We start from the raw sequence: 25717 nt of genomic DNA on the forward strand, positions 1-25717 counted from the left end.
CCACGGTCTAGGACAGTGAGATGTACCGTCCCGTCGTCAACCGTGAACTTCGCGCAGATCCTGCTGTGCGCACGCACATCAGGATGCCGATCGACCTCGGTGATGCCGTCGTTGACTCGGACGTGTGGACGTTCACGGGCCTTAACGACGGGGCGGAGCATCTTGCCATCGGGCTGGGCAGCTACCGCGCAGCGACGGCGCCCCTGGTCCGGCCGCACTCGGAGTGCATGACCGGGGACGTCTTTGGCTCTACCAGGTGCGACTGCGGTCCGCAGTTGCGCGAAGCGCTGCGGACTCTTCACGAGGTCGGTGGCTACCTGATCTACCTCCGGCAGGAGGGCCGGGGCATCGGTCTCTACAACAAGCTCGATGCCTACGCTGTGCAGGACCGCGGGCTCGACACCTACGCCGCCAACAGCTTCCTCGGATTCGGTGAGGACGACCGGCGGTATGACGTCGTCGGCCAGATGCTCCAAGCCCTGGACGTCACAAGCGTTGCTCTCCTGACGAACAACCCGGCCAAGGTGCAGCAGATCAGCGACTTCGGAATCAGGGTCGTGGGCGTCCGGAACACTGGCTACTTCATGACGCCGCAGAACGAGGGCTACCTGTACGCGAAGATGTCGCGCTCCGGTCACTGGTCGAACGATCTGACTGCCCGCGAAAAGTTGGCGTGAAGGACGCGAGAGGAGGGCGTTACGCCGGGCAGGCCGTCTATGGTTGCACCGTGGCGCGTGTTCTGTAGCCTGAATACGCGTTGCTGGGATTCGTCCAGATGAGAGCAACCACGTCCGCATGGCGCAACAAGGAGCCGAGACTCTTATGTCCGAACTGACGACAGCATCACGGGGCGGAAGCCGACCCAAGGCGCTCGGGGGGCTCGGAAAGCCGGCACCCCGATCCTCGCTGGGCGGGGAGATCTACCGCCTTCTCGAGGACGCGATCATCCGCGGAGAGCTCGCAGCTGGCCAGCGCCTCGACGAGCAAGGACTGGCAGATCACTTCGGCGTCAGCCGTATCCCATTGCGCGAGGCGCTCAGTGCCCTCGAGGCCGCCGGCTGGATCGAGAAGACGGGTGGCCGGCAGGGCGCGCATGTCAAGGATCTGTCCGAAGATGAGCTGGTGGTGCTCAGCGAGGTGCGAGGTCCACTGGAGGGGGAGTGCGCGTTCCTGGCGACGTCGAGGCACACCGAGAAGGAGATCGCTGCCATGCGGTCCAACGTCAGGAAGTCCCGAGCGGCCTTCGAGCGCAATGACCGGCCGAAGTTCGTAGAGCTCAACTCGGAGTTCCACATGATGTTGGCCGCGTGCTCCCGCAACCCGGTCTTCGAGGAGATTCTCTCCATGCTGGACAAGCGGATCAGGCGGGTCCTCTGGGTCGTCCAGCCCCAGGTCGTCGAGGCCTCGATTGACGAGCACGAAGCCATCGTGGATGCCATCGAGAAGGGCGACGCCCAGAAGGCAGCTGACCTGGCTCGTCGTCACGCGAGCCGGCACTCGCTGGTCGAAGAACCCGCCGCGCCGACGGCGTCCAAGGGTCGGCGCACCAAGAAGTCGTAGGGGCAGGGCCTCGCCCGAGGGCTGTCCTGGAGTGACTCCCGCAAGGGGGCAAGCCCAAAGGAGCAGTGATGAACGCGATCGAGATCCAACTACCACCTGACCTGGCATCTGCCATGGGTTACCTGCGGGAGGCCGCTAGCGTGACTGACGAGGAGATCGTCACCCACGCGATCGAGCGCTACATCGCCGACCAACGTCAGCGCGACACCATCGAGCCCTTCTTCCGCTGAGCACGCGCAAGCAGCGCCCCGTTCATCGCCCGTGAGCCTATGGCTCGCGGGCGATGTCCATTTGTTCCGGGCTACGGAGCATTGACGTCGTGTATACGTATCTCGTATAACTAATACGTCATGGTAGAAGCCTGACCGCACCGTGTACTTGAACCTGTCGACTAAGTCGTGGCCCGAGTACCTATCCGAAACACAGGGAGAATGATGCGAATTACATCCGGGCCCTCGAGTCGATGGGCCGCAGCCGTTGCTGCCGGTCTTGCGACGGCTCTCCTGCTGACCGCTTGTGCCGGCGGTCCCGCCAACGGGAACGACAAATCGGCGAGCGCCGCGAAAGTGGCGGAGGCTCAATCGATCCTCGACCAGCTAATCAAGCCGCTGGAGTTCCACGCCCCAGGGCCGGCCTTCGACGTCGGCACGAAGGCGCAGGGCAAGAAGCTCTACTTCATCTCGGCCGCACTGGGCTACGAGTTCACGCAGAACGTTCTCAAGGGCATGCAAGCGGCCGCGGACAAGGTCGGCATGACGATCGTCGCGCTCGACGCCAAGGGTGACACGTCGACCGCTTCGCGTCAGATTCAGCAGGCGATCTCTCAGGACGCCGCTGCCATCGCGATCATGAGCTTTTCCGCAGAATCCTTGGCTGCGCCCCTCAGGGACGCCAAGGCTGCGGGCATTCCGGTCGTCGACGTCTTCGACGGAGACCCGGGCCTTCCGACCGCAAAACAGGCCGAGATCGGTGTCGTTGGCAAGGCGTCGTACTGCTACACCTGTTTCGGGAAGCAGTTGGCCGCCATGGCGGTGGCGCAGAGCAAGGGCAAGGTCAACGCGGCACTCGTGGGCGTGCCTGATACGCCAGCTGCGGTGCTCGAGTCGGAAGGGTTCAAGTCTGAGCTCAAGCGACTCTGTCCCAGCTGCAAGGTCAAGGAGTACGGATCGTCGACCGCGCAGTGGGGGACCGAGGTTCCGTCCATCGGCACGGCGATCGGGCAAGACCCGAGCTTCAACTTCGTTGTTCCCGTCTTCGCCATCTTGGGCGATCTCATGAAGCCGTCCCTCTTGGCGGCGGGTGCTGAGAAGCGCCTCTCGATCGTCACGGTCAACGCGTCGAAGACCACGATGGCTGACCTCAGGAACAAGGAGCTCATCACCGGCATCGTGGGGTCTCCCGAGGTCTGGATGGGCTGGGCCACGATGGACCAGGTGCTCCGCGTGATGACCGGTCAGCCGGCTGCCGTGGACTCTAAGGTCGAGAATCGCGCCTTCACGTCGGCGAACCTTGAAGACGCGAACCCTGACACCGGTGCGGTCTACGGCGACGTGGACTTCGCTGCGGAATACCTCAAGCTCTGGGGCCTCGGGTGACCGCCGAGCGTCCGACTTCAGTCAATCCAACAGGGATGGTGATTTGAATGAACTCAGACGAGTATCTGCGCAAGATCCCCAAGGTCGAGCTGCACAACCACATCGTCGGCGCGATGCGCCTGGAAACGGCACTGGACCTGGCCAAGAAGCACGACCTCAACGTGCCGGTGGAGGACCCGCAGAAGCTCTACGAGTACGACACCCTCGTCGAGTTCCTGGTGAGCCACACATTCGTGTGCGAGACGGTTCGTGACCGGGAGGACTTCGCGCGGATCGCGTTCGAGTGTCTCGAAGATGCGTACGTCATGGGCAACGTGAAATACTCGGAGGTCTTCTGCAACCCGACGAACCATCTGGCCAATGGGATTCCATACCGGACGATCATGGATGGGTTCGTAGACGGGATTCGTCGCGCCGAGGCCGAGCTGGGCGTCCGCGCCCGGCTCGTCCCCTCGATCAACCGTGAGGAGCCGGTCGCGGTCGCCCAGGCGATGCTCGACGAGATGATCGCCTACCGGCAGGACGAGGTGATCGGCCTTGGCATCGACCACCACGAGCTGCCGTTCCCGCCTGAGATGTTTGCCGGTGTCTACCAGCAGGCCGGCCGGGCGGGCTTCCGCCGCACGGCGCACACGAGTCACGATGCACCGGCCAGCTGGATCACGACGTGCCTCGACGAGCTCGGCTGCGAGCGCATCGACCACGGCTATCGCGTCACTCAGGATCCTGAGGTGCTGCGACGGGTTGTCGACGAGCAGGTGCCGTTCACCTGCGCACCGACGACCGCTGGGGCGTTCTGGCAGATCCCGGAGAGCGACGAGCCAGATGCCCCGCTCACCAATCCGATTCGACTGATGGTCGAGCGCGGGGTCAACGTGACGTTGGGTTCCGACGACCCGACGATGTTCCACACCGACCAAGGGCTTGAGTACGTCAAGTTCTGCAACGAACTTGGCTTCGAGCCGAAGCAGGCGGTCGACGCCAGTCTCGCGGCCATTGAGGGCAGCTGGCTCACCGACGCCGAGAAGGCCGATCTCCGCAAGTCGTTCAAGACTGAGATCGACGGGCTGACCGCGCAGCTGTCTGCGTAGCCGCAACAAAGCTGGGCCACCGCGTCGCCCGAGACGGCGCGGTGGCCCAACCCAGCCTCTGAGAACACACGACGCAACGGCGCGGATATGTGGGTTGGCTCGGAAGGCCCGTCGGATCGATGGGCAGTTGTTGTTTCACAACCCCGAACCGTGAAAGGCACGACATGAACGACCAGATTGACCTGGGCCACGCCCCGACGAAGAACGAGCGCCTCTTGAGTTGGGTCTACGAAGTCGCTGCCCTGACCCAGCCGGACACGGTGGTCTGGTGCGACGGCTCTGAAGACGAATGGACCCGGCTCACCGACGAACTGGTAGAAGCCGGCACGCTGGTCAGGCTCAATGAGTCGAAGAAGCCGAACTCCTTCTGGTGCGCATCGGACCCGACCGACGTCGCGCGCGTCGAAGACCGGACCTTCATCTGCTCACGTAGCGAGTCCGATGCGGGGCCCACCAACAACTGGATGGACCCGGGCGAGATGAAGGCTCTGATGTCGGAGCTCTATCGCGGAAGCATGCGCGGTCGCACGATGTATGTCATTCCCTTCTGCATGGGCTCCCTCGAGGCGGACTCGCCCATGTTCGGGGTCGAGATCACGGACTCCGCGTACGTCGTCGTGTCGATGCGCATCATGGCCCGCATGGGCGCCGACGTGCTCGACCGGATGGGCGATGACGCGGACTTCGTCCCGTGTCTCCACTCGGTCGGCGCGCCTCTCGAGGACGACGCGACCGATGTCGCATGGCCGTGCAACGACACCAAGTACATCGTCCAGTTCCCCGAGGACCGGACCATCTGGAGCTTCGGCTCCGGCTACGGCGGCAACGCCCTCCTCGGCAAGAAGTGCTTCTCCCTTCGGATCGCTTCTGTCATGGGTCGGGACGAGGGCTGGCTCGCCGAGCACATGCTGATCCTCAAGCTGACCTCACCCGAGAAGAAGACCCACTACGTCGCCGCCGCCTTCCCCAGCGCCTGTGGCAAGACCAACCTCGCCATGCTCGAGCCCAGCGTGGACGGGTGGACCGTCGAGACGATCGGCGACGACATCGCTTGGATGCGGTTCGGCGAGGACGGCCGCCTGTACGCCGTAAACCCCGAGGCTGGGCTCTTTGGCGTTGCACCCGGCACCGGATGGGACACCAACCCCAACGCGATGCGCACCATCGCCGAGGGCAACTCGATCTTCACCAACGTCGCCCTCACAGACGACGGCGACATCTGGTGGGAGGGCATGACCGAGGAAGCGCCGGCCCACCTGACGGACTGGCGAGGGCGCGACTGGACCGCGGGCAGCGGTGAGCTGTCCAGCCACCCGAACAGCCGCTTCTGCACCCCGATCCAGCAGTGCCCCATCGTTGCGCCCGAGTACGACGACCCGCGCGGCGTACCGATCTCTGCGATCCTCTTCGGTGGCCGGCGCAAGACGACGATCCCGTTGGTCTACGAGGCCCGCGACTGGGTCCACGGCGTCTTCATCGGTGCGACACTGTCGTCGGAGACGACGGCCGCCGCGACCGGGGCCGTCGGCGTTGTGCGCCGCGACCCGATGGCCATGCTGCCCTTCATCGGCTACCACGCCGGCGACTACTTTGACCACTGGGTCACGATGGGCAACGGGGGCGACGAGCTCAAGCTGCCCAAGATCTTTCAGGTCAACTGGTTCCGCCGCGATGAGGACGGCAGCTTCCTGTGGCCGGGCTTCGGCGACAACAGCCGAGTGCTCAAGTGGGTCATCGAACGTGTCGACGGCACCGCGGGCGCAGTGGAAACTCCGATCGGGCTCGTCCCCACCCCGGAGTCGATCGATACCGAAGGACTGGACCTCACCCACGAACAGCTCGAGCGCGTTTTGGCGGTCGATGCGGATGAGTGGCGCAACGAGGTCACCGATATCCAGGAGTGGTTCGCGAAGGTCGGCGCCGACCGGGTTCCCGCGAGCCTGATCACGCAGCTGGAGGAGCTGCGCTCGCGGCTGATCTGACTGGCATGCCGGCGGCGGGTCAGGAGACGCGAGCCTGACCCGCCGGTGTCTCCCGCCGGGGGAGTGGGCCGAAGCTCGGGCCGAGATAGTCGCGCAGCAGGTCGCGGTGGTGGTCCTTGGTGCGGGTGGCGAGTGGCTTTGGAATGCCGGAAGACGCTCAGCTTGCTGGTCTTCGAGCGTTGCTGACTTACGCGTGGCGGGCGATGTCCAGAGTCCGGAGCTGATGAGCCGGTGCTCGTCGGAGAACCAGGCCCCGGCGTCCTCGCGGGTGCAGGTCCTCGGCGCGTTGTGGATGGCCCCATCGGCGCCGAGTGGCGGACACCGATACGGCCGCTGCTCGCGGAGAGGGGGTCGCCGGATATTGGGCACTTTGAAGGCAGGAACTGCCCGAACTGGGTCGAAAGAGGCCGAGATCGAGGGATAGCATCGAGGTCGTCGCTGTTCCGATTCGGGGCATCGGCCCAGGTCAGAGTGGGGTTCGCCGAGAAGCATCCAGATTCGCCGAAAAAAGTACACAAAGTCGATCGCTTCAGAGGGTCAGGGGTTCGAGTCCCCTCAGCTCCACCGAAACACCAGGTCAGGGCCATGTTCCGGATCCTCACACGAGGAGAAAGACATGGCCTGTGGGCATTGATGGGGCACTTATCCGTTCACACGGGTATGGCTGAACAGCCGGCTCTGCGCCCTTCGGAGGGTCTCGGCGCACCTCGCGCACCTTGCCCGTATGGAGCACATCGACCGCCCTTCTGTCCCCTCCGAGACCACCCTCATCCCGACCCGGGCCACGCCCCTGATGTCGACCGGCACGTCGACGGGCGCCTCGCCGCTCGACGGGTGCGGTCGTCGTGCACGGTGGGTTCGAGCCCGCCCTCTCGCTCAGGAAGCTCGCCGTGCAGCACCCGGCTTCGGCTCCGACTTGGGCTGGTGCGGCCTTGTGACGCTGGGCCGTGGCGTGAAGGCGTGGTGCTTCGGGACCTCGTGGTGTCCTGTCCGCGGAGCCGGGGGAGGTGCGCGTGCGTACCCACCCGCGGCCCGCGCCGTCAGGCGTGACCTGCCTGGAGGCCGTCCTGGAAGAATGGCACTATCCGGTCCACGGCTGCGGTGACGTGGGGCTCGCGGTCGTAGAGGTCGACGTGGCTGGCACCGTCGATCCAGAACAGCTCCTTCGGGCCGGTGGCCAGCTGGAACGCCGCGATACTCATCCACCCTGTGACGGCACGCGTCCCCACGACCATCAGCAGCGGCCGCTGGCCGATCAGCGCGATCTGCGAGAAGGCGTCGAAGGTCGCCATCTTGTCGACGCTCGTCCAGTCGAAGAACGTGGCGCCGCGCTCGTGCTGACCACGGGGGGTGCAGTAGTACTCGTATCCCTCGACCCCGTGCTCGCCACCCATGGCGCGGGCCTGCTCGGCGTCCCTAGGGAACAGCGGCAGGACGCCTGGACCCTCTCGGCGCGCCGCAGCCGTTCGCGCCTCCGCGGCAGCGTCGAGCATGCCCTGGAAGACGGCCGGATCCTGAGATCCATCCGCGCCCAGTCGGAACTGCCGGGCGACATCAGCGGCGCTCACCGTCGCAACCGCCTTGATCCGGTGGTCGCTCGCCGTCGCTGGCAGCGAGTAGCCGCCCGACGCACATACGCCGAGCACGCCGATCCGAGCAGCGTCGACCTCGGGTCGCGTCGTCAGGAAGGAGACCGCCGACTTGATGTCCTCGATGCGCTGCGCCGGGTCCTCCAAGCCGCGCGGCATGCCGCCGCTGGCCCCCTGGTACGCCGCGTCGAAAGCGACGGTCACGAGGCCCCGCTGTGCCAGGCGCTCGGCGTACAGTCCGGACGATTGCTCCTTGACCGACGCTCCCGGATGCCCGACGACGATGCCCGGGAGACCTCCCAGCTCTGCGATGTCCGGCAGGAAGAGATGGGCCGCGATCGAGATGCCTGAGCTCTCGAAGGTGACATCAAGCTTGGTCGTCATTCAGTTGCTCCGTTCACGTTTCGAAAGGAACCCCGTGATCCAGGGGGCCCGAGCCGGGCGATCGCCGCGGCGTGAGACCAACTTCCCCTCGGACAACGAGCCAAGAAAGAGGCGAGTGTTTGCCTGGGAAGGATCTCTCCCCTCCAACCGGAGCCGGTGCAAGGTCGAGAATCTGCACATGGACCGATCACCCGATCCCCGCGACCTCGGAGACTTCCTCAAAGCCTGCCGAGCACGGTTGAGCCCGCGCGACGCTGGCCTCCCCGAGCCCGTCGAGCGCCGCAAGGTCGCTGGCCTGCGACGAGAGGAGGTCGCGTTATTGGCGGCTATCAGCGTCGACTACTACACCCGGCTCGAGCAGGGACGCGTCAAGGCCTCGGCCACGGTGTTGTCGACCCTCGTGCGCGCCCTTCGCCTTACCGAGGACCAGCAGGCGTACCTCTATGAGATCGCCGGCAAGGTGGACTCGATGCCGCGGCGACGCCGGACAGCCCAGAAGGTCCGACCAGCCGTCCGGCGTCTCCTTGACCAGCTCGGCTCGACGCCGGCAATCGTGCTCGGAAAGCGACTTCACGTGCTCGACTGGAACAGGTCTGCCGCTGCCCTGTTCACCGACTTCGCGGCGATTCCTCCCGCGGAACGCAACTACGTGCGGCTGATGTTCATCCATCCCGCGATCCGCGCGATGCACCTCGAGTGGGAGCACGACGCCCGCGATGCCGTCGCAGCGCTTCGCATGGAGGCCGCCACAGATCCTGACGATCCGGAGCTGGCAGTCCTCGTGGGGGAGATGTCGGTGCGCGACGACGACTTCCGATCATGGTGGGCCGAGCACCGGGTCAACTCGGCCAGCTACGGGACCAAGAGGTATCGACATCCGGTCGTCGGCGACCTCACCCTCGACTGTGACACCTGGCAGAGCCCGGACGGCAACGGGCAGCGGCTGATGATCCTCACGGCACCCGCAGGCACGCCATCGGACGACGCCCTTCGCATTCTGTCGTCATGGAGCGCTGTCCATCGCTCTACTTCCCAGCAGGCACCTGCGCAGCGGAGCGAGGCATGAGCTGGGGAGCGGAGGAGCTGAACGAACTGACCACCTCCCATTCCCTCTTCTTGACCGCGGGCGCCTGCACCACAGAGTCGGTTGAGCTCGGCATGGTCGTTGTCGACGGCGAGCTGTACGTTCGCTCGTTCCGCGGCCCCTCGTCCGGCTGGTATCGCAGGGCTATCGAGCTCGGTATCGGTCAGATCGCGTGTGGTATGTGGACCCGTTCGGTCACCTTCTCTGCGCCGAGCAGCCAGACCAGCGGGATCGAAGCCGAGTACAGGTCGAAGTACGGCGAGGCCGCAGGCCTCATCGCGACTCCGCACGCCCAGGCGGCCACTGTGCAGATCGCGCCACGCTGATTCCGGGCCGGCAACGGGGCTCGGCGCCCTGCAAGGGCTGAGCGACGTGAGCAACACCCGTCCCGCGACATCCGGAGGGTTTGGAGCACGTCCAACCCGCCAATTCTGCATCGTCATCTCGCGCCACTGTCGGGATCGCGGGTTGCGAAGCCGGCGAACATGCCGTTCAGCAGAGGTAGGAGGACCTTGGTGGGCCCGCCACCCCCAGTGATGAAGCCGCTCAGCTCCAGCATCGCGTAGCCGTGAACGGCGCAGAACCATTGATTCGCTCGCCTCCATGCCGAGCCAGGGGAGAAGTCGCCGCTGTCGATGCCATGTTGGATCACCACCACGACCTCGTCGAGGGTGCCGCGGCTCCCCTGGGTCATCTCGTCCTGTGTGACCGCACCGAACCGGCCGAGGGGCGCACTGCCGAACATCACGCGGTACAGGTTCGGGTTCTCCCGGGCGTGGTCGACGAAGGCGAGCGAGATCGCCACGAGGTCAGCACGAACGTCGCCGGAGCGGACCACCGCGGCGATGCGCTCCGCGAGGCGCCGGAACCCTTCGTCGACGACCGCATGCGCCAGGGCACCGAGGGATCCGAAGTGCGTGTAGATGCCCATCTTGGAGACGCCGGAGAGGGCCGCGACGTTGCGCGTGGAGAACGTCTGGGGGCCGCCTTCCGCAAGCAGGCGTGCAGCAGCGTCGAGAAGCTGCGTCCGGACAACATCGGCGGCGGTGGGCACCGCCACATATTCCCCTATTCCAGATGGTATTCCGAGTGGTATGCTCCTATTGTGGGCTTCGACCATCTGCTCTCACCGTTCATCGTCGGTACGCACAGGCTGCGCAATCGCCTCGTCATGGGGTCCATGCACACCGGCATGGAGGAGTCCCTCGACGACGTGCCGGCCCTGGCTGCCTTCTTCGCCGCACGTGCCGCGGGAGGCGTCGGACTCATCGTCACAGGTGGCTTCTCGCCGGACCGTGCGGGCGCGCTCTTCGCCCACGGTGACGCCACGTTCCGCACCGCAGATCAGGCGAAGGCCCACCGTACGATCACCGAGGCCGTCCACGAGCACGACGTCAAGATTCTGCTCCAAGTGCTGCACGGGGGCCGCTACAGCGCCCACCGGGACAACGTCGCTCCGTCGGCGGTCCGATCGCCGATCACCCGGTTCAAGCCGGCGGCGCTCACGGAGGCCGCGGTCGACCGCACGGCAACGGCGTTCGCGGAATGCGCGCGGCTGGCGAAGGACGCCGGCTACGACGGCGTTGAGATCATGGGCTCGGAGGGCTACCTGATCAACCAGTTCCTCGCCGCGCGCACCAACCAGCGCGATGACGCGTGGGGCGGCACGGTCGAGCGCCGCATGCGCTTCCCGCTTGAGGTCGTACGCCGCACCCGCGACCTCGTCGGTCCCCACTTCCTGCTGCAGTATCGGATCTCGCTGCTCGACCTGGTCGAGGGCGGCCAGACCTGGGATGAGGTCGCAACGCTGGCGCTGGCGCTGGAGGAGGCGGGTATCGACATTCTCAACACCGGCATCGGCTGGCACGAGACCCAGGTCCCGACGATCATCACGCAGGTCCCGCGGGCAGCCTGGGTCGACAGCACCGCGCGCCTCAAGGCGATCGTCACGGTGCCGGTCGTCGCGTCAAACCGCATCAATACCCCCGATGTCGCCGAACAGATCCTCGCCGACGGACACGCCGATCTGATCTCGATGGCGCGCCCGATGCTGGCCGACCCCGAGTTCATGAGGAAGGTCGCAGAGGGGCGCGTCGACGAGATCAACACCTGCATCGCCTGCAACCAGGCCTGCCTCGACCACGTCTTCGCCGGCAAGCGGAACACCTGCCTGGTCAACCCGCGGGCCTGCTACGAGACCGAGCTCGTGCTGACCCCGACCCGGACCAAGAAGCGCGTTGCGGTCGTCGGCGCCGGCCCTGCCGGCCTGGCCGCCGCAGTCTCGACCGCCGAGCGCGGCCACGACGTCACGCTGTTCGACAAGCTTCCGGCGATTGGGGGCCAGTTCCGGCTCGCCATGCAGGTCCCCGGCAAGGAGGACTTCAAGGACACAGTCCGCTACTACGGCCGCCGGCTCGAGGTGCTTGGGGTCGACGTACGACTCAGGACCGAGGTCAGGCCGGCCGACCTTGCCGACTTCGATGAGGTCGTGGTGTCGACTGGCGTCGAGCCGCGTATCCCGGCCATCCCAGGAATCGACCACCACACGGTCGTCTCATACGCCGACGTCCTTGACGGCACGGTCGTTCCCGGCGAGCGCGTCGCCGTCATCGGAGCGGGCGGGATCGGCGTCGACATATGTCATTTCCTCACCCACCAGGAAGCTACAACGGATGAGTGGAAGGGGTTCTGGGGAGTCGCAGACCAGGCGGTCCACCGCGGCGGTCTGGGTGAGCCAACCTCGCGCAGCTCGCCCCGCGAGGTCTGGCTGCTCCAGCGCAAGACCACCCCGATCGGCGTCGGCCTCGGCAAGACTTCGGGCTGGGCGCACCGCGCGGTGCTCAAGCAGGCGGGCGTACACGAAATCATCGGGGCGTCCTACAACCTCATCGATGACGACGGCCTCCACATCACCGTGACCGACCCCGACGGCACGCTCGCACAACAGGTGCTGGTGGTCGACCACGTCATCATCTGCGCCGGCCAGGAGTCCGTCCGTGCGGTGTACGACGCGCTCGGCCCCGGTGCCACCACCCACTTGATCGGTGGCGCCGAGCTTGCCGTCGAGTTGGACGCCAAGCGTGCGATCCGCCAAGGCACCAGGCTCGCGGCGCTCCTCTGACGGGTGAGGGCTCAGGCCGAGTCTGCGGCTTCTGGCGTGGCCGTGGCGCTGTTGTTGGACTGGCTGAAGATCAGGGCCAGTTTCGTACGCGATCCGACGCCGAGCTTCGTCAGGATGCGCTCGACATGCCCGTCGACCGTGCGCTGGGAGATGACCAGCTCCGCGGCGATCTCGCGATTCGTCTTCCCTTCGGCGACGCGGGCCGCGATCTCCTTCTCTCGAGGAGTCAGAGGAAAAGGTCCGTCGTCCTTCGGCCGTGCGACGACGGTGAGGGCCTTGCCGAGCGCGAAGGCGATGAGATCCTCTGTGTCCATGTGGAGTCCCGCGTCGAACTCCTTACGGAACTTTGCCGTTCCCAGCTGGTCCTCGACGCGGCGAGCACAATCCTCGCTCCAGTCCTTCAGGCGGGTGAAGCCCAGGAGGTGTAGACCCAGAGGCTCGAAGAGGCGTCGGCTGCCGCCGAGAAGCCGTGCCGCAGAGGGTGCGTCTCCGCGTTCTAAAGCGGTCCAACCGAGCATTTCGATCGCGTTCGCAGATCCGACGAGGTCGCCCAGCGGCCATTTGGCGGACAATGCGGCGCGCAGTCGTGTCGTCGCGTCGTCGGGACGGCCCCGGATCCAATCCGCCAGGCCGAGGAACAGGGTGGCCCACGAGCCCATCCACTGTTCGCCGTGAAGGGTGCTGAGCTCCACTTCCTCGGTGAGTACCGCGACCGCTTCGTCCACCTGTTCCTCGTAGCACAGCGCGGCGCCGAGGCTGTTCAGTGGTGGGGCGAGGTACGGGTTGTGCGGGCCGAGTTCTCGTTCCAGCTCGACAGCAGTGCGCAGGTCGTCGAGCGCAGCGTGGACGTCGATGATCAGGAGCTTCATCAGGCCGCGGACGTGGAGGTTTCGAGCGAGTCCGGTTCGATCCCCGAGGCGCTCTGCCAGCGCGATACCGGCGTCAACCTGGTCGAAGCATTCCCGGGGTGCGCCCTCGATCGTCGCGAGGTAGCCATTCACCCACCGAGCGGCGACGAGGCCCGGCGTGCTGTCGGTCGCAGAAGCGAGGAAGACGTTGAACCAGTGGCGCCCCTCGCGCTGCTGCCCACAGGGGATCCAGTAGGACCACAGGGAGATCAGGACCTCGAGAGCGGCGCTGTGGAGCTCGGGAGAGCTCTCAGCGTGGCTCAGCGCCTTGCGGAGGTTCGCCAGATTTCTTCGGACTTCATCGAGGATGACTCGCTGATGGGAGCCGAACCACGACGCTTCCAGTCGCCGGGCCAAGTCCAGGACGTACTCGAAGTGTTTGTCGTCGAGCTGAGGAGCGGAACCGCCGTCGTTGAGGCGCTGCCGGCCGAACTGCCTGAGGGTCTCCAGCATCTTGTACTGCGTGCCATCGAACGTGACGACCGACTTCTCGACCAGCTCGGTCAGGTACGGCAGCACCTCGTCCTCGGTCAGCGGCTCGAAGCCGCAGACACGTTCGGCGGCCTCGAGATCGATTCCCCCGGAGAAGCAGGAAAGCCGAGCCCACAGCTCGCGCGCCTCTGGGCTGCAGAGGTCATGGCTCCAACTGACCGCGGCCAGGAGCGTCTGGTGTCGTGGCGCAACCGCTCGGCTCCCGTGTGTGAGCACCCGATAGATACGGTCATAGCGCTCGAGCAACTGCTCAGGCGTCAGCGTGCGCATGCCCATCGCAGCGAGCTCCACGGCAAGTGGGAGGCCGTCCAGCAGGCGGCAGATCGCGAGGATCTGAGGGAGATTCTCGTCGGTGAGCACGAACCACGGCGCGGCTGCCGCCGCGCGTTCGCAGAACAGCTCGACCGACTCGAACGACCGCGCTCGCTCGCGGGTGGTCACTTCGTCGGCCGGGGGGACACTGAGCGGCGGAATTTCGTAGAGCGTCTCACCCGGCATCCGTAAGGCCTCGCGGCTGGTCGCGAGGACGCGCGCGTTGGGGCAGTGCCGAAGGAGCTGGTCCACGAGCTTGGCCGGCGAGTCGCCCAGGTGCTCACAGTTGTCGAGGATGAGCAGTAACTGCTTGTCACCTACATAGCCGACGAGATCGTCCTCGGACTCGCCCACGTGATCGGGCGCGAGAACGTGCATGACGCTTACCGCAAGGAGTTCAGATCTCGTCAGCTCGGCGAGCTCGACGAGCCAGACGCCGTCGGCGAAGCCTCTTCTCAGCCGCTGCCCAACAGCTAATGCCAGCCGACTCTTGCCGACGCCACCCGTGCCAACCAGGGTGACGAGCCGGGACTCCGACAGGTGTCGGGCTGCGCTGTCGAGCTCTCTTCGTCGACCAACCAGCGTCGTGACATCTGATGGCAGGTTTTCCCTGCGAAGCGTCCTAGACATCGTCCCGTCACCTTACGCTCACACGGGGGTCGTGTGAACATTGAAGTGGTCGTGTTCCCGAGCCTCGTCGGAGGCACTCTTCTGCCGGCCGACGGATCGCCAGCGCTTGCTCATGAACTAGCTCATGAGCCACGTCTCTGGGCCGGCGAGAAGCCTGTTGATCGCACGGTCCATGTCTGACTCCGGCACCCGGACAGCGTCTACCTGGGCTGCCATGAGTCGGTCGTAGGTGGGGTGCGTGACCGACCTGAAGACCCCGATCGGGGTGTAGCCGGGCCCCGTGCTCGACAGGCGCGACAGTGCGTACGGCAGGGCTGAGTTCTCGGTTCGGGCGTCATGGACCAGGACCCGCGGATCGTCGGGCGCGACGTCGCGTGCAAGCTCAGGCAGCCCGATCTCCCCTCGGACCACCGCCGAGGTGTGGTCCCGACCGAACCTGATCGGCTTCCCGTGCTCGAGCCGGATCGTGTACTCGTCGCGGGTGGCGGGGTCTTTCAGGAGATCGAATGCGCCGTCGTTGAAGATGTTGCAATTCTGGTAGATCTCGACCAGGGCGGTGCCATCATGTTGGGCCGCAGCGCGGAGAACCGAGGTCAGATGACTGCGGTCCGAGTCGATCGTCCGTGCGACGAATGTGGCCTCGGCGCCCAAGGCGATCGAGACCGGGTTGAACGGGCGGTCCAGTGACCCCTGCGGGGTCGACTTGGTGACCTTGCCGATCTCGGAGGTCGGGGAGTACTGACCCTTCGTCAGTCCGTAGATCTGGTTGTTGAAGAGCAGGATCTTGAGATTCACGTTGCGCCGGAGCGCGTGAATAAGGTGGTTGCCGCCGATCGAGAGCGAGTCACCGTCGCCTGTCACGACCCAGACCGAAAGATCAGGTCGAGACGTGGCCAGTCCGGTCGCGATCGCCGGGGCACGGCCATGGATCGAGTGCATGCCGTATGTGTTCATGTAATAAGGGAACCGAGACGAGCACCCGATCCCGGAGACGAACACGATGTTCTCTCGCGCGATTCCCATCTCCGGCATGAAACCCTGGACCGCGGCGAGAATGGCGTAGTCTCCGCACCCGGGGCACCACCTCACCTCCTGATCGGTCTTGAGGTCCTTCGCCGACAGTGAGAGCTGCAGGTCCGTGGTCGTCATCTCACGCCCTCTCCTGCGCGGTGATGAACTCGGGGTCGTTGTTGGTCACGCCGACCGATCGTGCGCCACCGGGCGAGCCGATCTGTACGAAGAACTGCGAGTTCGCTTGGCGGAACGGAGCCCATGTTGACGGGAGGTCGTCGTCGTAGAAGATGGCCTCCACGGGACAGACCGGCTCGCAAGCGCCGCAGTCGACGCACTCGTCGGGGTGGATGTACATCATTCGTTCGCCCTCATACAGGCAGTCGACGGGACATTCGTCCACGCAGGCTCGGTCCAGAACATCGATGCAGGGCTCGGCGACTACGTACGCCATGGGTCAGCTCTCCTTGGTGATGTGGTGCGGAAGCGAGTCGTGCTGCACGACGTGGGCCAGGGCTGCGGCGAGCTGTTCGGCCTTGAACGGCTGGCCGCGCACCTGCGTGATCGGCAGCGGATCGATGAGGTATCTGGCCCGGAGCAAATGCGTCAGCTGGCCCAGGTTCATCTCGGGCACCACGACTCGGCGGTAGCGCCCCACGATCTCGCCGAGGTCGTCGGGGAGGGGATTGAGGTGTCGTAGGTGCAGCTGCGCGATCGGCGTGCCAGTGCCGCGAACTCGGCGGCACGCCGCACCGATCGGACCAAAGGTCGACCCCCAGCCCACGACGAGTACGTCGGCAGCGCCGGCGGGGTCGTCGACCGTGAGGGGTCCGATCGAGGCCGCGACCCCGTCGACCTTCGCCTGACGGGTGCGCGTCATTAGTTCGTGGTTGTCGGCGTCGTAGCTGATCTCGCCGGTGAGATCTGCCTTCTCGATCCCGCCGACCCGATGCTCAAGGCCGGCGGTACCGGGGATTGCCCACGCTCGAGCAAGGGTCTCCACATCGCGTTTGTACGGGAGGAACTTGCCATCTTCGCCGTTGGGTGCTGTCGCGAACCGGGGTTCGATCGGCGGAAGGTCGCCGAGCTGGGGCACACGCCACGGCTCTGAGCCGTTGGCCAGATATCCGTCGGAGAGCAGAAACACCGGTGTCCGGTAGGTGACCGCGATCCGGGCTGCCTCGAGCGCAACGTAGAAGCAATCGCCGGGGGACTGAGCAGCAATGACGGGCACAGGTGCCTCGCCGTTCCGGCCGTACATCGCCTGGAGGAGATCGGACTGCTCGGTCTTCGTCGGGAGACCGGTGGAGGGTCCACCGCGCTGCACGTCGACGATCACAAGGGGCAGTTCGAGTGAGACGGCCAGCCCGATGGTCTCAGCCTTGAGGGCGATGCCCGGACCCGACGACGTGGTGACACCGAGTGCGCCGCCGAAGGAGGCTCCGAGTGCTGCGCCGATCGCTGCGATCTCGTCCTCGGCCTGGAACGTGCGTACGCCCAGGTCTTTGTGCTTGGACAGCTCGTGCAGGATGTCGGATGCCGGTGTGATGGGATAGGCGCCGAGGAACAGCGGCATGGCAGCCCGCCGGGAGGCAGCGATCAGGCCGTAGGCCAGTGCCGTGTTGCCTGTGATGTTTCTGTACGTCCCGGCGGCCAGCGCAGCGGGCTTGACCTCATAGCTGATCGAGAAGGCCTCGGTCGTCTCACCGAAGTTCCATCCGGCCTGGAAAGCGGCAAGGTTCGCGGCCAGAACGTCGGGCTTCGATGCGAACTTTCGGCTGATGAGGTTGCGTGCGCCCTCGGTCGGGCGTGAGTACATCCAGAACAGGAGGCCGAGGGCGAACATGTTCTTCGATCGCGATGCTGCCTTGCGGGACAGACCGGTGCCCTCGACGGCATTTAAGGTCAGCTGGGTGATGTCGTACGCATGGACGAGATAGTTCTCGAGAGTCCCATCTTCCAGCGGGTTGGCCGCCCAGCCGATCTTCGCGAGCGCCCGGGCGTTGAACCCGTGCGTGTCGACCACGATCGTGCCGCCAGCCGGCATGTCGCCGAGGTTGGCCTTGAGAGCCGCCGGATTCATGGCGACGAGGACGTCCGGGCGGTCACCTGGAGTGAGGATGTCGTAGTCGGCGAAGTGGAGCTGGAACGAGGACACGCCGGCAAGCGTCCCCTGAGGTGCACGGATCTCAGCCGGGAAGTTCGGCAGCGTCGAGAGGTCGTTGCCGAAAGATGCGCTCTCTTGGGTGAACCAGTCACCGGTCAGTTGCATACCGTCGCCGGAGTCGCCGGCGATTCGGACGACGGCCCTCTCGATGCGCTTGACCTCCTTGGAGGCCAGAGTCTCAGTCACAGGGTCACCCGCTCGTCGAAAGTCGAGCGCGGCTTCTGGGTGGCGTAGTCGTCCTTGGCCTTCGCGATGCCGGCATGGAATCGCTCACTGAACCCGTCCTTGCGCTCCTTGGTCCACAGGTACGACTTCATGCCGGCGTCGCTGCCCTCCTTGAAGTACGGGAAGACCTGCTCGGCGAGAAGTTCGTACATCCGGCTGGTGTCGCGCGCATTGGCCCAGTCGTGGCCGGTCAGCAGGAACGTGCCGAACCCTCCGGTGAGATCGATGATCCGCTGGATATAGGCGATCGCTCGCTCGGGGCCGCCGATACAGCCGTAGCCCGACTCGTTCACCCGGCGCACGAGCTCCTCGTGGCTGACATGTTCGCCGGGCGCGATCATCTTCATGGGCGTGACGACGTGGCGGTAGTCCATGAACTCGCGCAACCCGTAGCGGGTGTCCTCGAGTGCCTGCTCCTCTGAGTCGGCTATGTACATGTTGCCGACGATCGCCCACTGGCCGCGCTCGACCGTCTGGCCGTGCTCCTCGGCCTCAGCTGTGGTGATGTCCCAGGTTCCCCGGAGCAGGTCGACCTGCTGCTCGGAGGTTCCGCCGATGGACAGCAGGCCGAGACCGTAGCGGCCGGCGAGCTTCGGCCCAGAGGGGGAGAGTGCGGCCGCGACCGAGATGCGAACACGGGGCCGCGTGTAGCTCGACAGTTGGAGACGGGCGTCGTCCAAAGTGAACCACTCGGTCTTTCGGTTCACGGGGCCCGGAGTGTCAAGCAGCTCAAGGAGTGCGTCGAGCGACTCCTCCATGCGCGGACGGAGGAGGTTGTAGTCCATACCCATCATCTGGGAGTCGGCGACGAGTGCTCCGGGGCCCACGCCGATGCGGACCCGCCCGCGCGCCAGGTGGTCGAGGAAGACGATCCGGTCGGCGACCATGAGCGGGTGGTGGTACGGAAGTGAGATGACGCCGCTACACAGGTCGATCTGGCGGGTCCGCTGAGATGCGGCCGCGATCATGATCTCGGGCGAGGGGATGGTCTCGTAGCCTCCGCTGTGGTGCTCGCCGAACCAGACCTCGTCGTAGCCGAGGCGGTCGAGTTCCTCCACATGACGCAGGTCCTGCTCGATGAACGAGGTCGGGTTGCGCCGCGGGTTGTGGTACGGCGGCATGAACAGGCCGAATCGAAGGTTCGGGCGTCCGGAGTCAGTCGTGTGCATCAGGTCCTCTTTCGTGTCTGCGGCGACAGGTCCCTACAGGTAGAGAGCCATCACGTCTTCCATTCGGTCGGTGAGGTGATCTCCCCGGAGCTCGAGCTCGATGCGCCCGCGGCGCATCACATAGGCACGGTGAGCCCATGCCAGGGCGGTTCGCGGGTGCTGTTCGACCAACATGACCCCGACTCCGCGCTTCGTCGCATCAGAGAGCGCCTCAAGGAGGCGCCGCACCATCAGCGGCGCCAGCCCCAGCGACAGCTCATCAGCGAGGATGAGCTTCGGGTCACTCGCGAGGATTCTGGCCAGCGCGAGCATCTGCTGCTCGCCCCCGGAGGTCAGGCCGGCACGGGTGGAGAGGCGGCGCTCGAGCTCGGGGAAGTACTCGAGCGCGCGATCGACCCCTCCGCGCCCGAGCAGGAGATTCTCGCGGACCGTGAGCCCCATGATCACGGCGCGTTGCTCGGGGAGCAGCGCAAGCCCGGAGCGCGCGCGACGCTGGAGCGAGGCCTTCGTGGGAGTCCCGAACAGCGTGATGCCGCCCTCGGTCGGGGTGATGGCGCCCGCCAGCGTGAGCAGAGTGGTCGTCTTCCCGGCTCCGTTCGCGCCGATGAGCGCGACGATCTCGCCGCCGTCGACATGGAGGTCAATTCCGGTGATCGCGGGTAGTGCACCATATCCGGCGTTGACCGCGTGAGACTTGATCAGCGTTGTCGTCATTGTGCTTCCACCACCAGTCTCGGGTCCTCGTCCTCCATCGGCTTGTCACCGGCGGGGTCGGACTCTTCGAACGAGCCGAGGTAGGAACGAACGACCTCCGGATCACGCCGGACGTCGCTCGGCAGGCCCTCGGCGATCTTCTTGCCGAACTCGAGCACGATGACCCGGTCGGAAATGTCCATCACGAGCTCGACGTCGTGCTCGACGAGTAGCACGGCCATGCCGCGCTTGTCTGCGGCGTCGCGGATCAGACGGCGCAGCTCTGCTCGATCGATGTCGCCGAGGCCGGCGGCGGGCTCGTCGAGGAGAAGTACCTTGGGTGGTCGCTCAGTGCTGAGAGCCCTGCAGATCGCGAGAAGTCGGCGCTTGCCATAGGGCAACTCGCTGGGCCTGGCGTCGAGGCAGTCCGTCAAGCCGAACTCGGTCACACCCTCTCGCACCGCGTCGCTCGCTTTGGCGCGCCCAGGCCAGATGACGCAGCGGAGCCAGCTGAGCCATGTGACGCGGCCGGCGGCCACGAGCAGGTTGTCCCCGACGGAGAGCTCTTCGAACAGCTCAAGAGACTGGAAGGAGCGGGAGATGCCTTCCCGGTTGCGCGCGAACGGTGGCTGAGAGGTGAGGTTTGTCCCGTTGAGAGAGACGGTTCCTGAGGCAGGTACGAAGCCGGAGATCGCGTCGATCATGGTCGTCTTGCCCGAACCATTCGGCCCGATGATACTCACCACCTCGCCGCCGTGGAGGTCAAAACTGATCCCGTCGACAGCCTTGATCGCGCCGAACACCACTCTCAGATCCGTCACGACCAATTCGGTGCCTTCCAGCTCTCGGTCGTCTCGGTTGCCGCGCCCTCCCGTCACCGTCGCGTCCCGGGGAGCCTCGGTGAATGCGCGGGCCTCTCGAGACGTTGTCGGCTGGCGGCTGTGCCGGAACGGCGCACGCTGCGCCAACCATCGACGGGGATGTTCGGCGAACGCGAGGGCGTTGGCAACGAGGCCATGCGGGTTGAAGATGATGTTGACGAGGAGAAGCCCTCCGCTGAGCAGCGCCAGGTACTCACCGAAACCGATGTTGGTGATGAGTTGGCCTCCGATGCCGCCAGGGCTCGTTGCAGCACCGCCGAGGACCGCACCGGAGATGTAGCCAACGCCTGCGAGCGTTACCGAGACCGCCGCGTTGACCGATTGGAGAGGGTCATAGCCGCGGTTGAGGAGGACATTCGGGACCTGCCACGCGGCGAGGATGCCTGCGATTCCGGCGATCACCCCCGAGAACGAGAATGCATACAGCTTCGCTGCGGCGACCCGAATGCCGAGTGCAGCAGCGGCCCGCTCGTTGGAGCGGACAGCGAGCAAGATCTTGCCGATCTGGGATCGACGCAGGTTGGACACCGCCAGCACCACCACGGCAAGCACGAGCAGGCTGAAGACCGCATACGCGCGGGGGTGCAGGATCGGGTCGAGTGAGATCCCGACGAACCTTGCGGAGCCGACGTCGATGCCCGCTCCGAGGCCATTGACGTCGTCCCTCTGGAAGACCATGGCATTCATCGCATGGGCCAGGCCGAGCGTCACGACGCCGAGCATTACCCCACGGGTCCGAAGGGCCGGCAGCCCGACCATCAGCGAGATCGGGATGGTCGCCGTGATGCCCACGACGGCTGCGAGCGGCATGGACCAGTCATGGGCGTGCACCAGGTAGGACGCGACGAGCACGCCGACGCCGGCGATTGAGACCTGTGCGAGGGAGAGCTGACCCGCGTAGCCCGTGACAACGACCAGCGACATCAACAGCACCGAGGAGATGAGGCCCGCGGTCAGCGCGGTGACCCAGGTGCCGGCGAGGGTGGCGACCAGCACCGCGGCGACCGCGATCCAGAACGCGATCCATCCACGGCTGATCGTCCCTGACCCCACCCGTGGCAGCGCCGGCACGATGAAGTCGCGGGTCGGGAGGGCGCGGCTTCTGAACACCACGATCGCGACGATCAGGACGAAGGGAAACGCCTCGCTCAGCCCCGTCAGGTGTTTCAGCGTCGACCACTCCGACCCGTAGAAGCTGAGCTCTGCTTGGCAGATCCCGACCACCAGGGATCCGATCAGCATGATGGGGAAGGAGTTGAAGCGGCCGCACAGGGCGACGGCGAGTCCGGGGATGAGCAGGACGGTGGCTTGCGAGGGTGCGATGGCGGTCAGTGGTGCGATGGTCACCCCGGCGAGGGCAGCGAGGCCGCATCCGATCGTCCAGTTGACGGCGGCGATGAGCGTGGTCGACTTGCCCAGAAGCTCAGTCGAGAACTCGCTCTCGGCGACCGCGGTCGTGGTGACGCCGAACAAAGTGAGGCGGTAAAGCGCCGTCAGACCGGCGACCAGGGCCAAACAAGCCCCGAAGATGATGAGGTCTTCGGCCGGGACCGTGGTTCCCAGCATGTGGACTGGGCGGGACGGGAGGAATGAGGTGACCGTCCGGGGCGCCGACCCGTACCTCAGCGTCACGATCGACTGGAACATGACGAGGACGGCAAGGGTCGCGATCGCCTTGGTGAGTGTGCTTGCCAAGCGGAGCGGGCGGACTGCGACGAGATAGATCATCTGTCCGAGAGCCATTCCGCTTGCTGTTGCTGTGGCGACCGCTAGCCAGGTTGGCCATCCGTGAGTGCTTGTGTCGAAGTACAGGTATGCCGCGACAACGGCGATGCCCCCGTGGGAGAAGTTGACAACTCCCGAGGCACGGAAGACGACGGTCAAGCCCAAGCCGAGCAGGGCGTACAAGCTGCCGGTCGCAATGCCCAGGACCGCGAAGTCGACGAAGTGAGACATCGGGGCTCATCAGCTCCTTAGAAGTAGTGCGAGTAGGGGACAGCGCCGTTGTCGCGCCTGCTAGTGGTCGCCGTACTTGAGAAGGAAAGGCTTGACGTCGAGGGGCGTGGGGGACAGGAGGCTGAGTGCGCTGCCGTCCCACTGGTACTCGAACTCCTGGAAGATCGAGACCCGAGGAATCCAGGAGACGCCACCGTTGGCAGGGAACCCGCTGATCGGGGCGAGCACGCCCACGTTGATGTCCTTCGCGGAGTTCAGCGCGTCGAGCACCTTCGCGGCTGAGAAGTCGCTCAGGCCCTTCGACACAGCAGCGAAGATCTGCACCGATGCGTAGGCGCTTTGGGCGTTCTGATCCTTGGAGGCGGACTTGTCGATCCCGTCCATCGAGGTGGCGAACTTGTTGCCGTCCGGCGTTCCGGGAAGCTTGAACGCGCTGGCCACATAGAGGTTCTTCGCCGCCACACCAAGGCCGCGCAGATCGTCACCGCTCAGGGTTGCGGCGTTCGTGGCCAGCTTGACGTTCCGACCGGACGAAGCGACCGACTTCACGAGTGCGAGAACCGGGGCGGCGGTCGAGGCCGTCCATGCGCAGTCGGTGCCACCGTCGAGCAGAGTGGCGATCTGGGCACGGAAGTCGGTCATCGACAGCGTCACCGGAACGGTCTTGGCGTTGACGGGCATGGGAAGGGACTTGTAGAGGTTCTCGAACGTCTTGGCGGCCCGGCTCGCGGAGTCGAGGTCGCTGTCGAAGAGCATGGCAGGGTGCTTGCATGCGTCCCAGCCGGGCATGGAGACCACTTCGGCGACGAGCTGGACTGTCGAGCTGTTGAGCGGAAACGAGACGGGGCTCGTGTGGTCGACAGGGTTGATGTCCGTTGTGCCGATCGCTGGAATCTTGGCTGCCTCGAGGATCGGCATGATGCTCGTGCTGGTGAGCGAGAGCAGTCCGACGACCGCGGAGACGCGCTCGCTGACGGCCTTGCGTGCGCAGGAGGCCGAGATGTTCGGGTCGCCCTGGGTGTTGCACGACATGATGGTGATCTTGTGACCGTTGACCCCTCCGGCCGCGTCGATCTCATGTGCCGCGGCCTTGGCGCCGACGACCAGTTGGGGAAGAGCTTGTACAGGGGTCTCGAGGTCACCGATGACCATGAGCTTGATGCCGGCTGTTGAAGCGGAGTTGCTGGCCTTTCCGTCGGAGCTGCCGCAGGCTGCAAGCCCGAGTGTGGCGGCGACGATGCCGACCAGCAGTACTGGAAGCTTCACTATCTTGCCTTTCGATTGGTGCCATCCGAGACCCATGGCGGTGAGTTGGTTGCTGTGCGGTGATGCGGTGAGCCGGGAAGGTCAGGGTGCTGTCGTCGGCGGTCCGTCGAGAATCACGGCCTTGTGCTCCGTGAAGGCTCGAACTCCTTCTGCGCCGCCTTCGCGGCCTACGCCGGACTGTTTGAAGCCGCCGAAGCCCATGCCGAAGTCAGACCTGAAGGCGTTGTGGCCGACCGTGCCGGTGCGGAGCTGCCGCGCGACGGCGAGCGCACGATCGGCATCTGCAGTGAAGACCGAGGCGTTGAGGCCATAGATGCTGTCGTTCGCGATTGCGACAGCATCGCTCTCGTCCTTCGCCGGGATCACTGTCAGGACCGGACCGAAGATCTCGTTACGCGCGATGGCAGAGCCGTTGTCGACGTTGCCGAAGACCGTCGGCTCGACATAGAACCCGCGATCCAGGTCGGTCGGCCGGCGGCCCCCAGCTGCCAGGACGGCGCCGTCCGCGAGCGCGGCCGCGACAAACCCCTCAATCCGCTCGCGCTGCCGCGCTGCGACCAATGGACCCATCTGGCTAGCTGGGTCGAAGGGGTCACCGACGCGGATCCCGCCGAAGATCTCAGCGAGGGCGGCGACCATCTCGTCATGCCGTGACTGCGTGACGACGATGCGAGTCAACGATGAGCAGACCTGGCCGCTGTTGAGGCACTCGGCGTTGGCGAGGACGTCAGCCGCCGAGGCGATGTCGGCGTCGTCGAGGACGATGGCCGCAGACTTGCCGCCGAGCTCGAGGGTGTAGCGCGCGACGCGGTCGCCGCAGATTGAGGCGATGCGTCGGCCGGCCGCCGTCGATCCAGTGAAGGTGATCTTGTCGATCCGCGGGTCCCTTACGAGCATCTCGGAGACCTCGCGATCGGCTGTCACGACATTCAGTACGCCGGCTGGAAGCCCGATCTTCTCGGCGATCTCTGCGACGATGTATCCCTCGGTCGGCGCCTCGGGCGCTGACTTGAGGACGACGGTGCAGCCGGCGAGGAGTGCCGGCGCGACCTTGTGCACGATCAGACCGATCGGCCCATTCCACGGGATGATCGCCCCTACCACTCCGACAGGCTCGCGGACAACCAGCCCGTAGTCGCCGCCGCTGGTCGGAGCGACCTGTTCCACGAACGGGAACGTGTCGGCGAGGGCAGCGTACGAGTCGAGGTCGCCTGCAGCGCCCTCGACCATCATCGCCGCATGCGAGTGAAGGACGCCCGACTGACGCGGCCAGACGGCGCTGATGTCGTCGGCGCGGCGCCGGAGCTCCTCACTGAAGGCGATCAGGTAGGAGGCTCGCTCCGCATGGGACATCTGCGGCCAGGGCCCGTGGTCGAACGCGTTGCGCGCGGCGGAGATGGCGTGGGCCATGTCATCGGGAGTGGCCTCGGCAACCCGGAGGAAGACCTCCTCCGTGGTCGAATCGATGACGTCGATCATCGATCCCGTCGAAGGCGTGGTCCACTGGCCGTCGATGAAGAACCGATCAGGGTGAAGAAGCGTTGAAACGGCTAGAACCGTCATCGGCGGTGCCTCATTTCGGGGTGTGCGAAGGAAGAGAA

General features: G+C 65.6%; 20 protein-coding genes. 9 read left to right on the plus strand and 11 right to left on the minus strand.

Annotated elements, in window-relative coordinates; genetic code table 11:
- Positions 1-20 precede the first annotated feature (20 nt).
- The 6 genes from ACYQ1K_RS24725 (at position 21) to ACYQ1K_RS24750 (ending at position 6228) form a co-directional block, all read left to right on the plus strand.
- Entirely contained in the window at positions 21-677 is a 657-nt protein-coding gene (locus ACYQ1K_RS24725) for a GTP cyclohydrolase II (protein WP_459986122.1), read from the plus strand.
- 145 nt (positions 678-822) lie between these two features.
- Positions 823-1560, plus strand: a complete 738-nt coding sequence (locus ACYQ1K_RS24730) for a GntR family transcriptional regulator (protein WP_459986124.1) — start codon at positions 823-825, stop codon at positions 1558-1560.
- A gap of 68 nt (positions 1561-1628) precedes the next feature.
- The gene (locus tag ACYQ1K_RS24735) at positions 1629-1790 is read left to right on the plus strand and encodes a hypothetical protein (RefSeq protein WP_459986126.1); all 162 of its coding nucleotides are present in this window, start codon (positions 1629-1631) and stop codon (positions 1788-1790) included.
- Positions 1791-2126: 336 nt separating this feature from the next.
- Positions 2127-3155 (plus strand): sugar ABC transporter substrate-binding protein, encoded by a 1029-nt coding sequence (locus ACYQ1K_RS24740; protein ID WP_459986128.1) that lies wholly within the window; start codon positions 2127-2129, stop codon positions 3153-3155.
- A 47-nt stretch (positions 3156-3202) separates the two neighbouring features.
- On the plus strand, positions 3203-4246 hold the full coding sequence (gene add, locus ACYQ1K_RS24745) for an adenosine deaminase (RefSeq protein ID WP_459986129.1): 1044 nt from the start codon (positions 3203-3205) through the stop codon (positions 4244-4246).
- Between the two features lie 164 nt (positions 4247-4410).
- Entirely contained in the window at positions 4411-6228 is a 1818-nt protein-coding gene (locus ACYQ1K_RS24750; RefSeq protein WP_459986131.1) for a phosphoenolpyruvate carboxykinase (GTP), read from the plus strand.
- A 1040-nt stretch (positions 6229-7268) separates the two neighbouring features.
- Here ACYQ1K_RS24750 and ACYQ1K_RS24755 read toward each other — a convergent pair.
- Positions 7269-8201 (minus strand): alpha/beta hydrolase, encoded by a 933-nt coding sequence (locus ACYQ1K_RS24755; RefSeq protein WP_459986132.1) that lies wholly within the window; start codon positions 8199-8201, stop codon positions 7269-7271.
- Positions 8202-8379: 178 nt separating this feature from the next.
- Here ACYQ1K_RS24755 and ACYQ1K_RS24760 point away from each other — a divergent pair, with 178 nt between their 5' ends.
- The gene (locus ACYQ1K_RS24760) at positions 8380-9267 is read left to right on the plus strand and encodes a helix-turn-helix domain-containing protein (protein WP_459986133.1); all 888 of its coding nucleotides are present in this window, start codon (positions 8380-8382) and stop codon (positions 9265-9267) included.
- Positions 9264-9611, plus strand: coding sequence for a DUF2255 family protein (locus ACYQ1K_RS24765; RefSeq protein ID WP_459986135.1), 348 nt, complete (start codon positions 9264-9266; stop codon positions 9609-9611). The genes ACYQ1K_RS24760 and ACYQ1K_RS24765 overlap by 4 nt, the downstream gene beginning before the upstream one ends.
- Positions 9612-9724: 113 nt before the next feature.
- Here the strand turns inward: ACYQ1K_RS24765 and ACYQ1K_RS24770 are convergent, their stop codons facing one another.
- Positions 9725-10405 carry a TetR/AcrR family transcriptional regulator gene (locus ACYQ1K_RS24770; RefSeq protein WP_459986136.1) on the minus strand — a complete coding sequence of 227 codons (681 nt, stop codon included), beginning with the start codon at positions 10403-10405 and terminating at the stop codon, positions 9725-9727.
- On the opposite strand from ACYQ1K_RS24770, the gene ACYQ1K_RS24775 reads away from it, so the two are divergent.
- The gene (locus tag ACYQ1K_RS24775) at positions 10391-12406 is read left to right on the plus strand and encodes an oxidoreductase (RefSeq protein ID WP_459986137.1); all 2016 of its coding nucleotides are present in this window, start codon (positions 10391-10393) and stop codon (positions 12404-12406) included. The genes ACYQ1K_RS24770 and ACYQ1K_RS24775 overlap by 15 nt on opposite strands.
- An 11-nt stretch (positions 12407-12417) precedes the next feature.
- Here ACYQ1K_RS24775 and ACYQ1K_RS24780 read toward each other — a convergent pair whose 3' ends face one another.
- The 9 genes from ACYQ1K_RS24780 to ACYQ1K_RS24820 all read right to left on the minus strand — a co-directional run bounded on the left by ACYQ1K_RS24780 (position 12418) and on the right by ACYQ1K_RS24820 (position 25679).
- Positions 12418-14496, minus strand: coding sequence for an ATP-binding protein (locus ACYQ1K_RS24780; protein WP_459986138.1), 2079 nt, complete (start codon positions 14494-14496; stop codon positions 12418-12420).
- A 369-nt stretch (positions 14497-14865) separates the two neighbouring features.
- Positions 14866-15897, minus strand: coding sequence for a 2-oxoacid:ferredoxin oxidoreductase subunit beta (locus ACYQ1K_RS24785; protein WP_459986139.1), 1032 nt, complete (start codon positions 15895-15897; stop codon positions 14866-14868).
- A gap of 1 nt (position 15898) precedes the next feature.
- Positions 15899-16213: a ferredoxin gene (gene fdxA / locus ACYQ1K_RS24790; protein WP_459986141.1), complete on the minus strand. Its 315-nt coding sequence runs from the start codon at positions 16211-16213 to the stop codon at positions 15899-15901.
- Positions 16214-16216: 3 nt separating this feature from the next.
- A complete protein-coding gene (locus ACYQ1K_RS24795) occupies positions 16217-18112 on the minus strand; it encodes a 2-oxoacid:acceptor oxidoreductase subunit alpha (protein ID WP_459986144.1) in 1896 nt (631 codons plus the stop codon).
- The gene (locus ACYQ1K_RS24800) at positions 18109-19320 is read right to left on the minus strand and encodes an LLM class flavin-dependent oxidoreductase (protein ID WP_459986146.1); all 1212 of its coding nucleotides are present in this window, start codon (positions 19318-19320) and stop codon (positions 18109-18111) included. Before ACYQ1K_RS24800 ends, ACYQ1K_RS24795 begins: the two co-directional genes overlap by 4 nt.
- Positions 19321-19353: 33 nt before the next feature.
- The gene (locus tag ACYQ1K_RS24805; protein ID WP_459986147.1) at positions 19354-20034 is read right to left on the minus strand and encodes an ABC transporter ATP-binding protein; all 681 of its coding nucleotides are present in this window, start codon (positions 20032-20034) and stop codon (positions 19354-19356) included.
- Complete coding sequence (locus ACYQ1K_RS24810) at positions 20031-22850, minus strand: ABC transporter permease subunit (RefSeq protein ID WP_459986148.1); 2820 nt, start codon at positions 22848-22850, stop codon at positions 20031-20033. The genes ACYQ1K_RS24805 and ACYQ1K_RS24810 overlap by 4 nt, the downstream gene beginning before the upstream one ends.
- A gap of 60 nt (positions 22851-22910) precedes the next feature.
- Positions 22911-24116, minus strand: a complete 1206-nt coding sequence (locus ACYQ1K_RS24815) for an ABC transporter substrate-binding protein (protein WP_459986149.1) — start codon at positions 24114-24116, stop codon at positions 22911-22913.
- A gap of 81 nt (positions 24117-24197) precedes the next feature.
- Positions 24198-25679: an aldehyde dehydrogenase gene (locus ACYQ1K_RS24820; RefSeq protein ID WP_459986150.1), complete on the minus strand. Its 1482-nt coding sequence runs from the start codon at positions 25677-25679 to the stop codon at positions 24198-24200.
- Between the last annotated feature and the right edge of the window lie 38 nt (positions 25680-25717).

It is taken from the genome of Nocardioides sp. AN3, from assembly GCF_054653495.1.

Bases quoted from the DNA above. Each gene is read 5' to 3' on its own strand.
- ACYQ1K_RS24725 (WP_459986122.1), top strand. From the start codon at position 21: ATGTACCGTCCCGTCGTCAACCGTGAACTTCGCGCAGATCCTGCTGTG.
- ACYQ1K_RS24730 (WP_459986124.1), top strand. From the start codon at position 823: ATGTCCGAACTGACGACAGCATCACGGGGCGGAAGCCGACCCAAGGCG.
- ACYQ1K_RS24735 (WP_459986126.1), top strand. From the start codon at position 1,629: ATGAACGCGATCGAGATCCAACTACCACCTGACCTGGCATCTGCCATG.
- add (WP_459986129.1), top strand. From the start codon at position 3,203: ATGAACTCAGACGAGTATCTGCGCAAGATCCCCAAGGTCGAGCTGCAC.
- ACYQ1K_RS24750 (WP_459986131.1), top strand. From the start codon at position 4,411: ATGAACGACCAGATTGACCTGGGCCACGCCCCGACGAAGAACGAGCGC.
- ACYQ1K_RS24755 (WP_459986132.1), bottom strand. From the start codon at position 8,201: ATGACGACCAAGCTTGATGTCACCTTCGAGAGCTCAGGCATCTCGATC.
- ACYQ1K_RS24760 (WP_459986133.1), top strand. From the start codon at position 8,380: ATGGACCGATCACCCGATCCCCGCGACCTCGGAGACTTCCTCAAAGCC.
- ACYQ1K_RS24765 (WP_459986135.1), top strand. From the start codon at position 9,264: ATGAGCTGGGGAGCGGAGGAGCTGAACGAACTGACCACCTCCCATTCC.
- ACYQ1K_RS24770 (WP_459986136.1), bottom strand. From the start codon at position 10,405: ATGGTCGAAGCCCACAATAGGAGCATACCACTCGGAATACCATCTGGA.
- ACYQ1K_RS24780 (WP_459986138.1), bottom strand. From the start codon at position 14,496: ATGCACGTTCTCGCGCCCGATCACGTGGGCGAGTCCGAGGACGATCTC.
- ACYQ1K_RS24785 (WP_459986139.1), bottom strand. From the start codon at position 15,897: ATGACGACCACGGACCTGCAGCTCTCACTGTCGGCGAAGGACCTCAAG.
- fdxA (WP_459986141.1), bottom strand. From the start codon at position 16,213: ATGGCGTACGTAGTCGCCGAGCCCTGCATCGATGTTCTGGACCGAGCC.
- ACYQ1K_RS24800 (WP_459986146.1), bottom strand. From the start codon at position 19,320: ATGCACACGACTGACTCCGGACGCCCGAACCTTCGATTCGGCCTGTTC.
- ACYQ1K_RS24805 (WP_459986147.1), bottom strand. From the start codon at position 20,034: ATGACGACAACGCTGATCAAGTCTCACGCGGTCAACGCCGGATATGGT.
- ACYQ1K_RS24810 (WP_459986148.1), bottom strand. From the start codon at position 22,850: ATGTCTCACTTCGTCGACTTCGCGGTCCTGGGCATTGCGACCGGCAGC.
- ACYQ1K_RS24820 (WP_459986150.1), bottom strand. From the start codon at position 25,679: ATGACGGTTCTAGCCGTTTCAACGCTTCTTCACCCTGATCGGTTCTTC.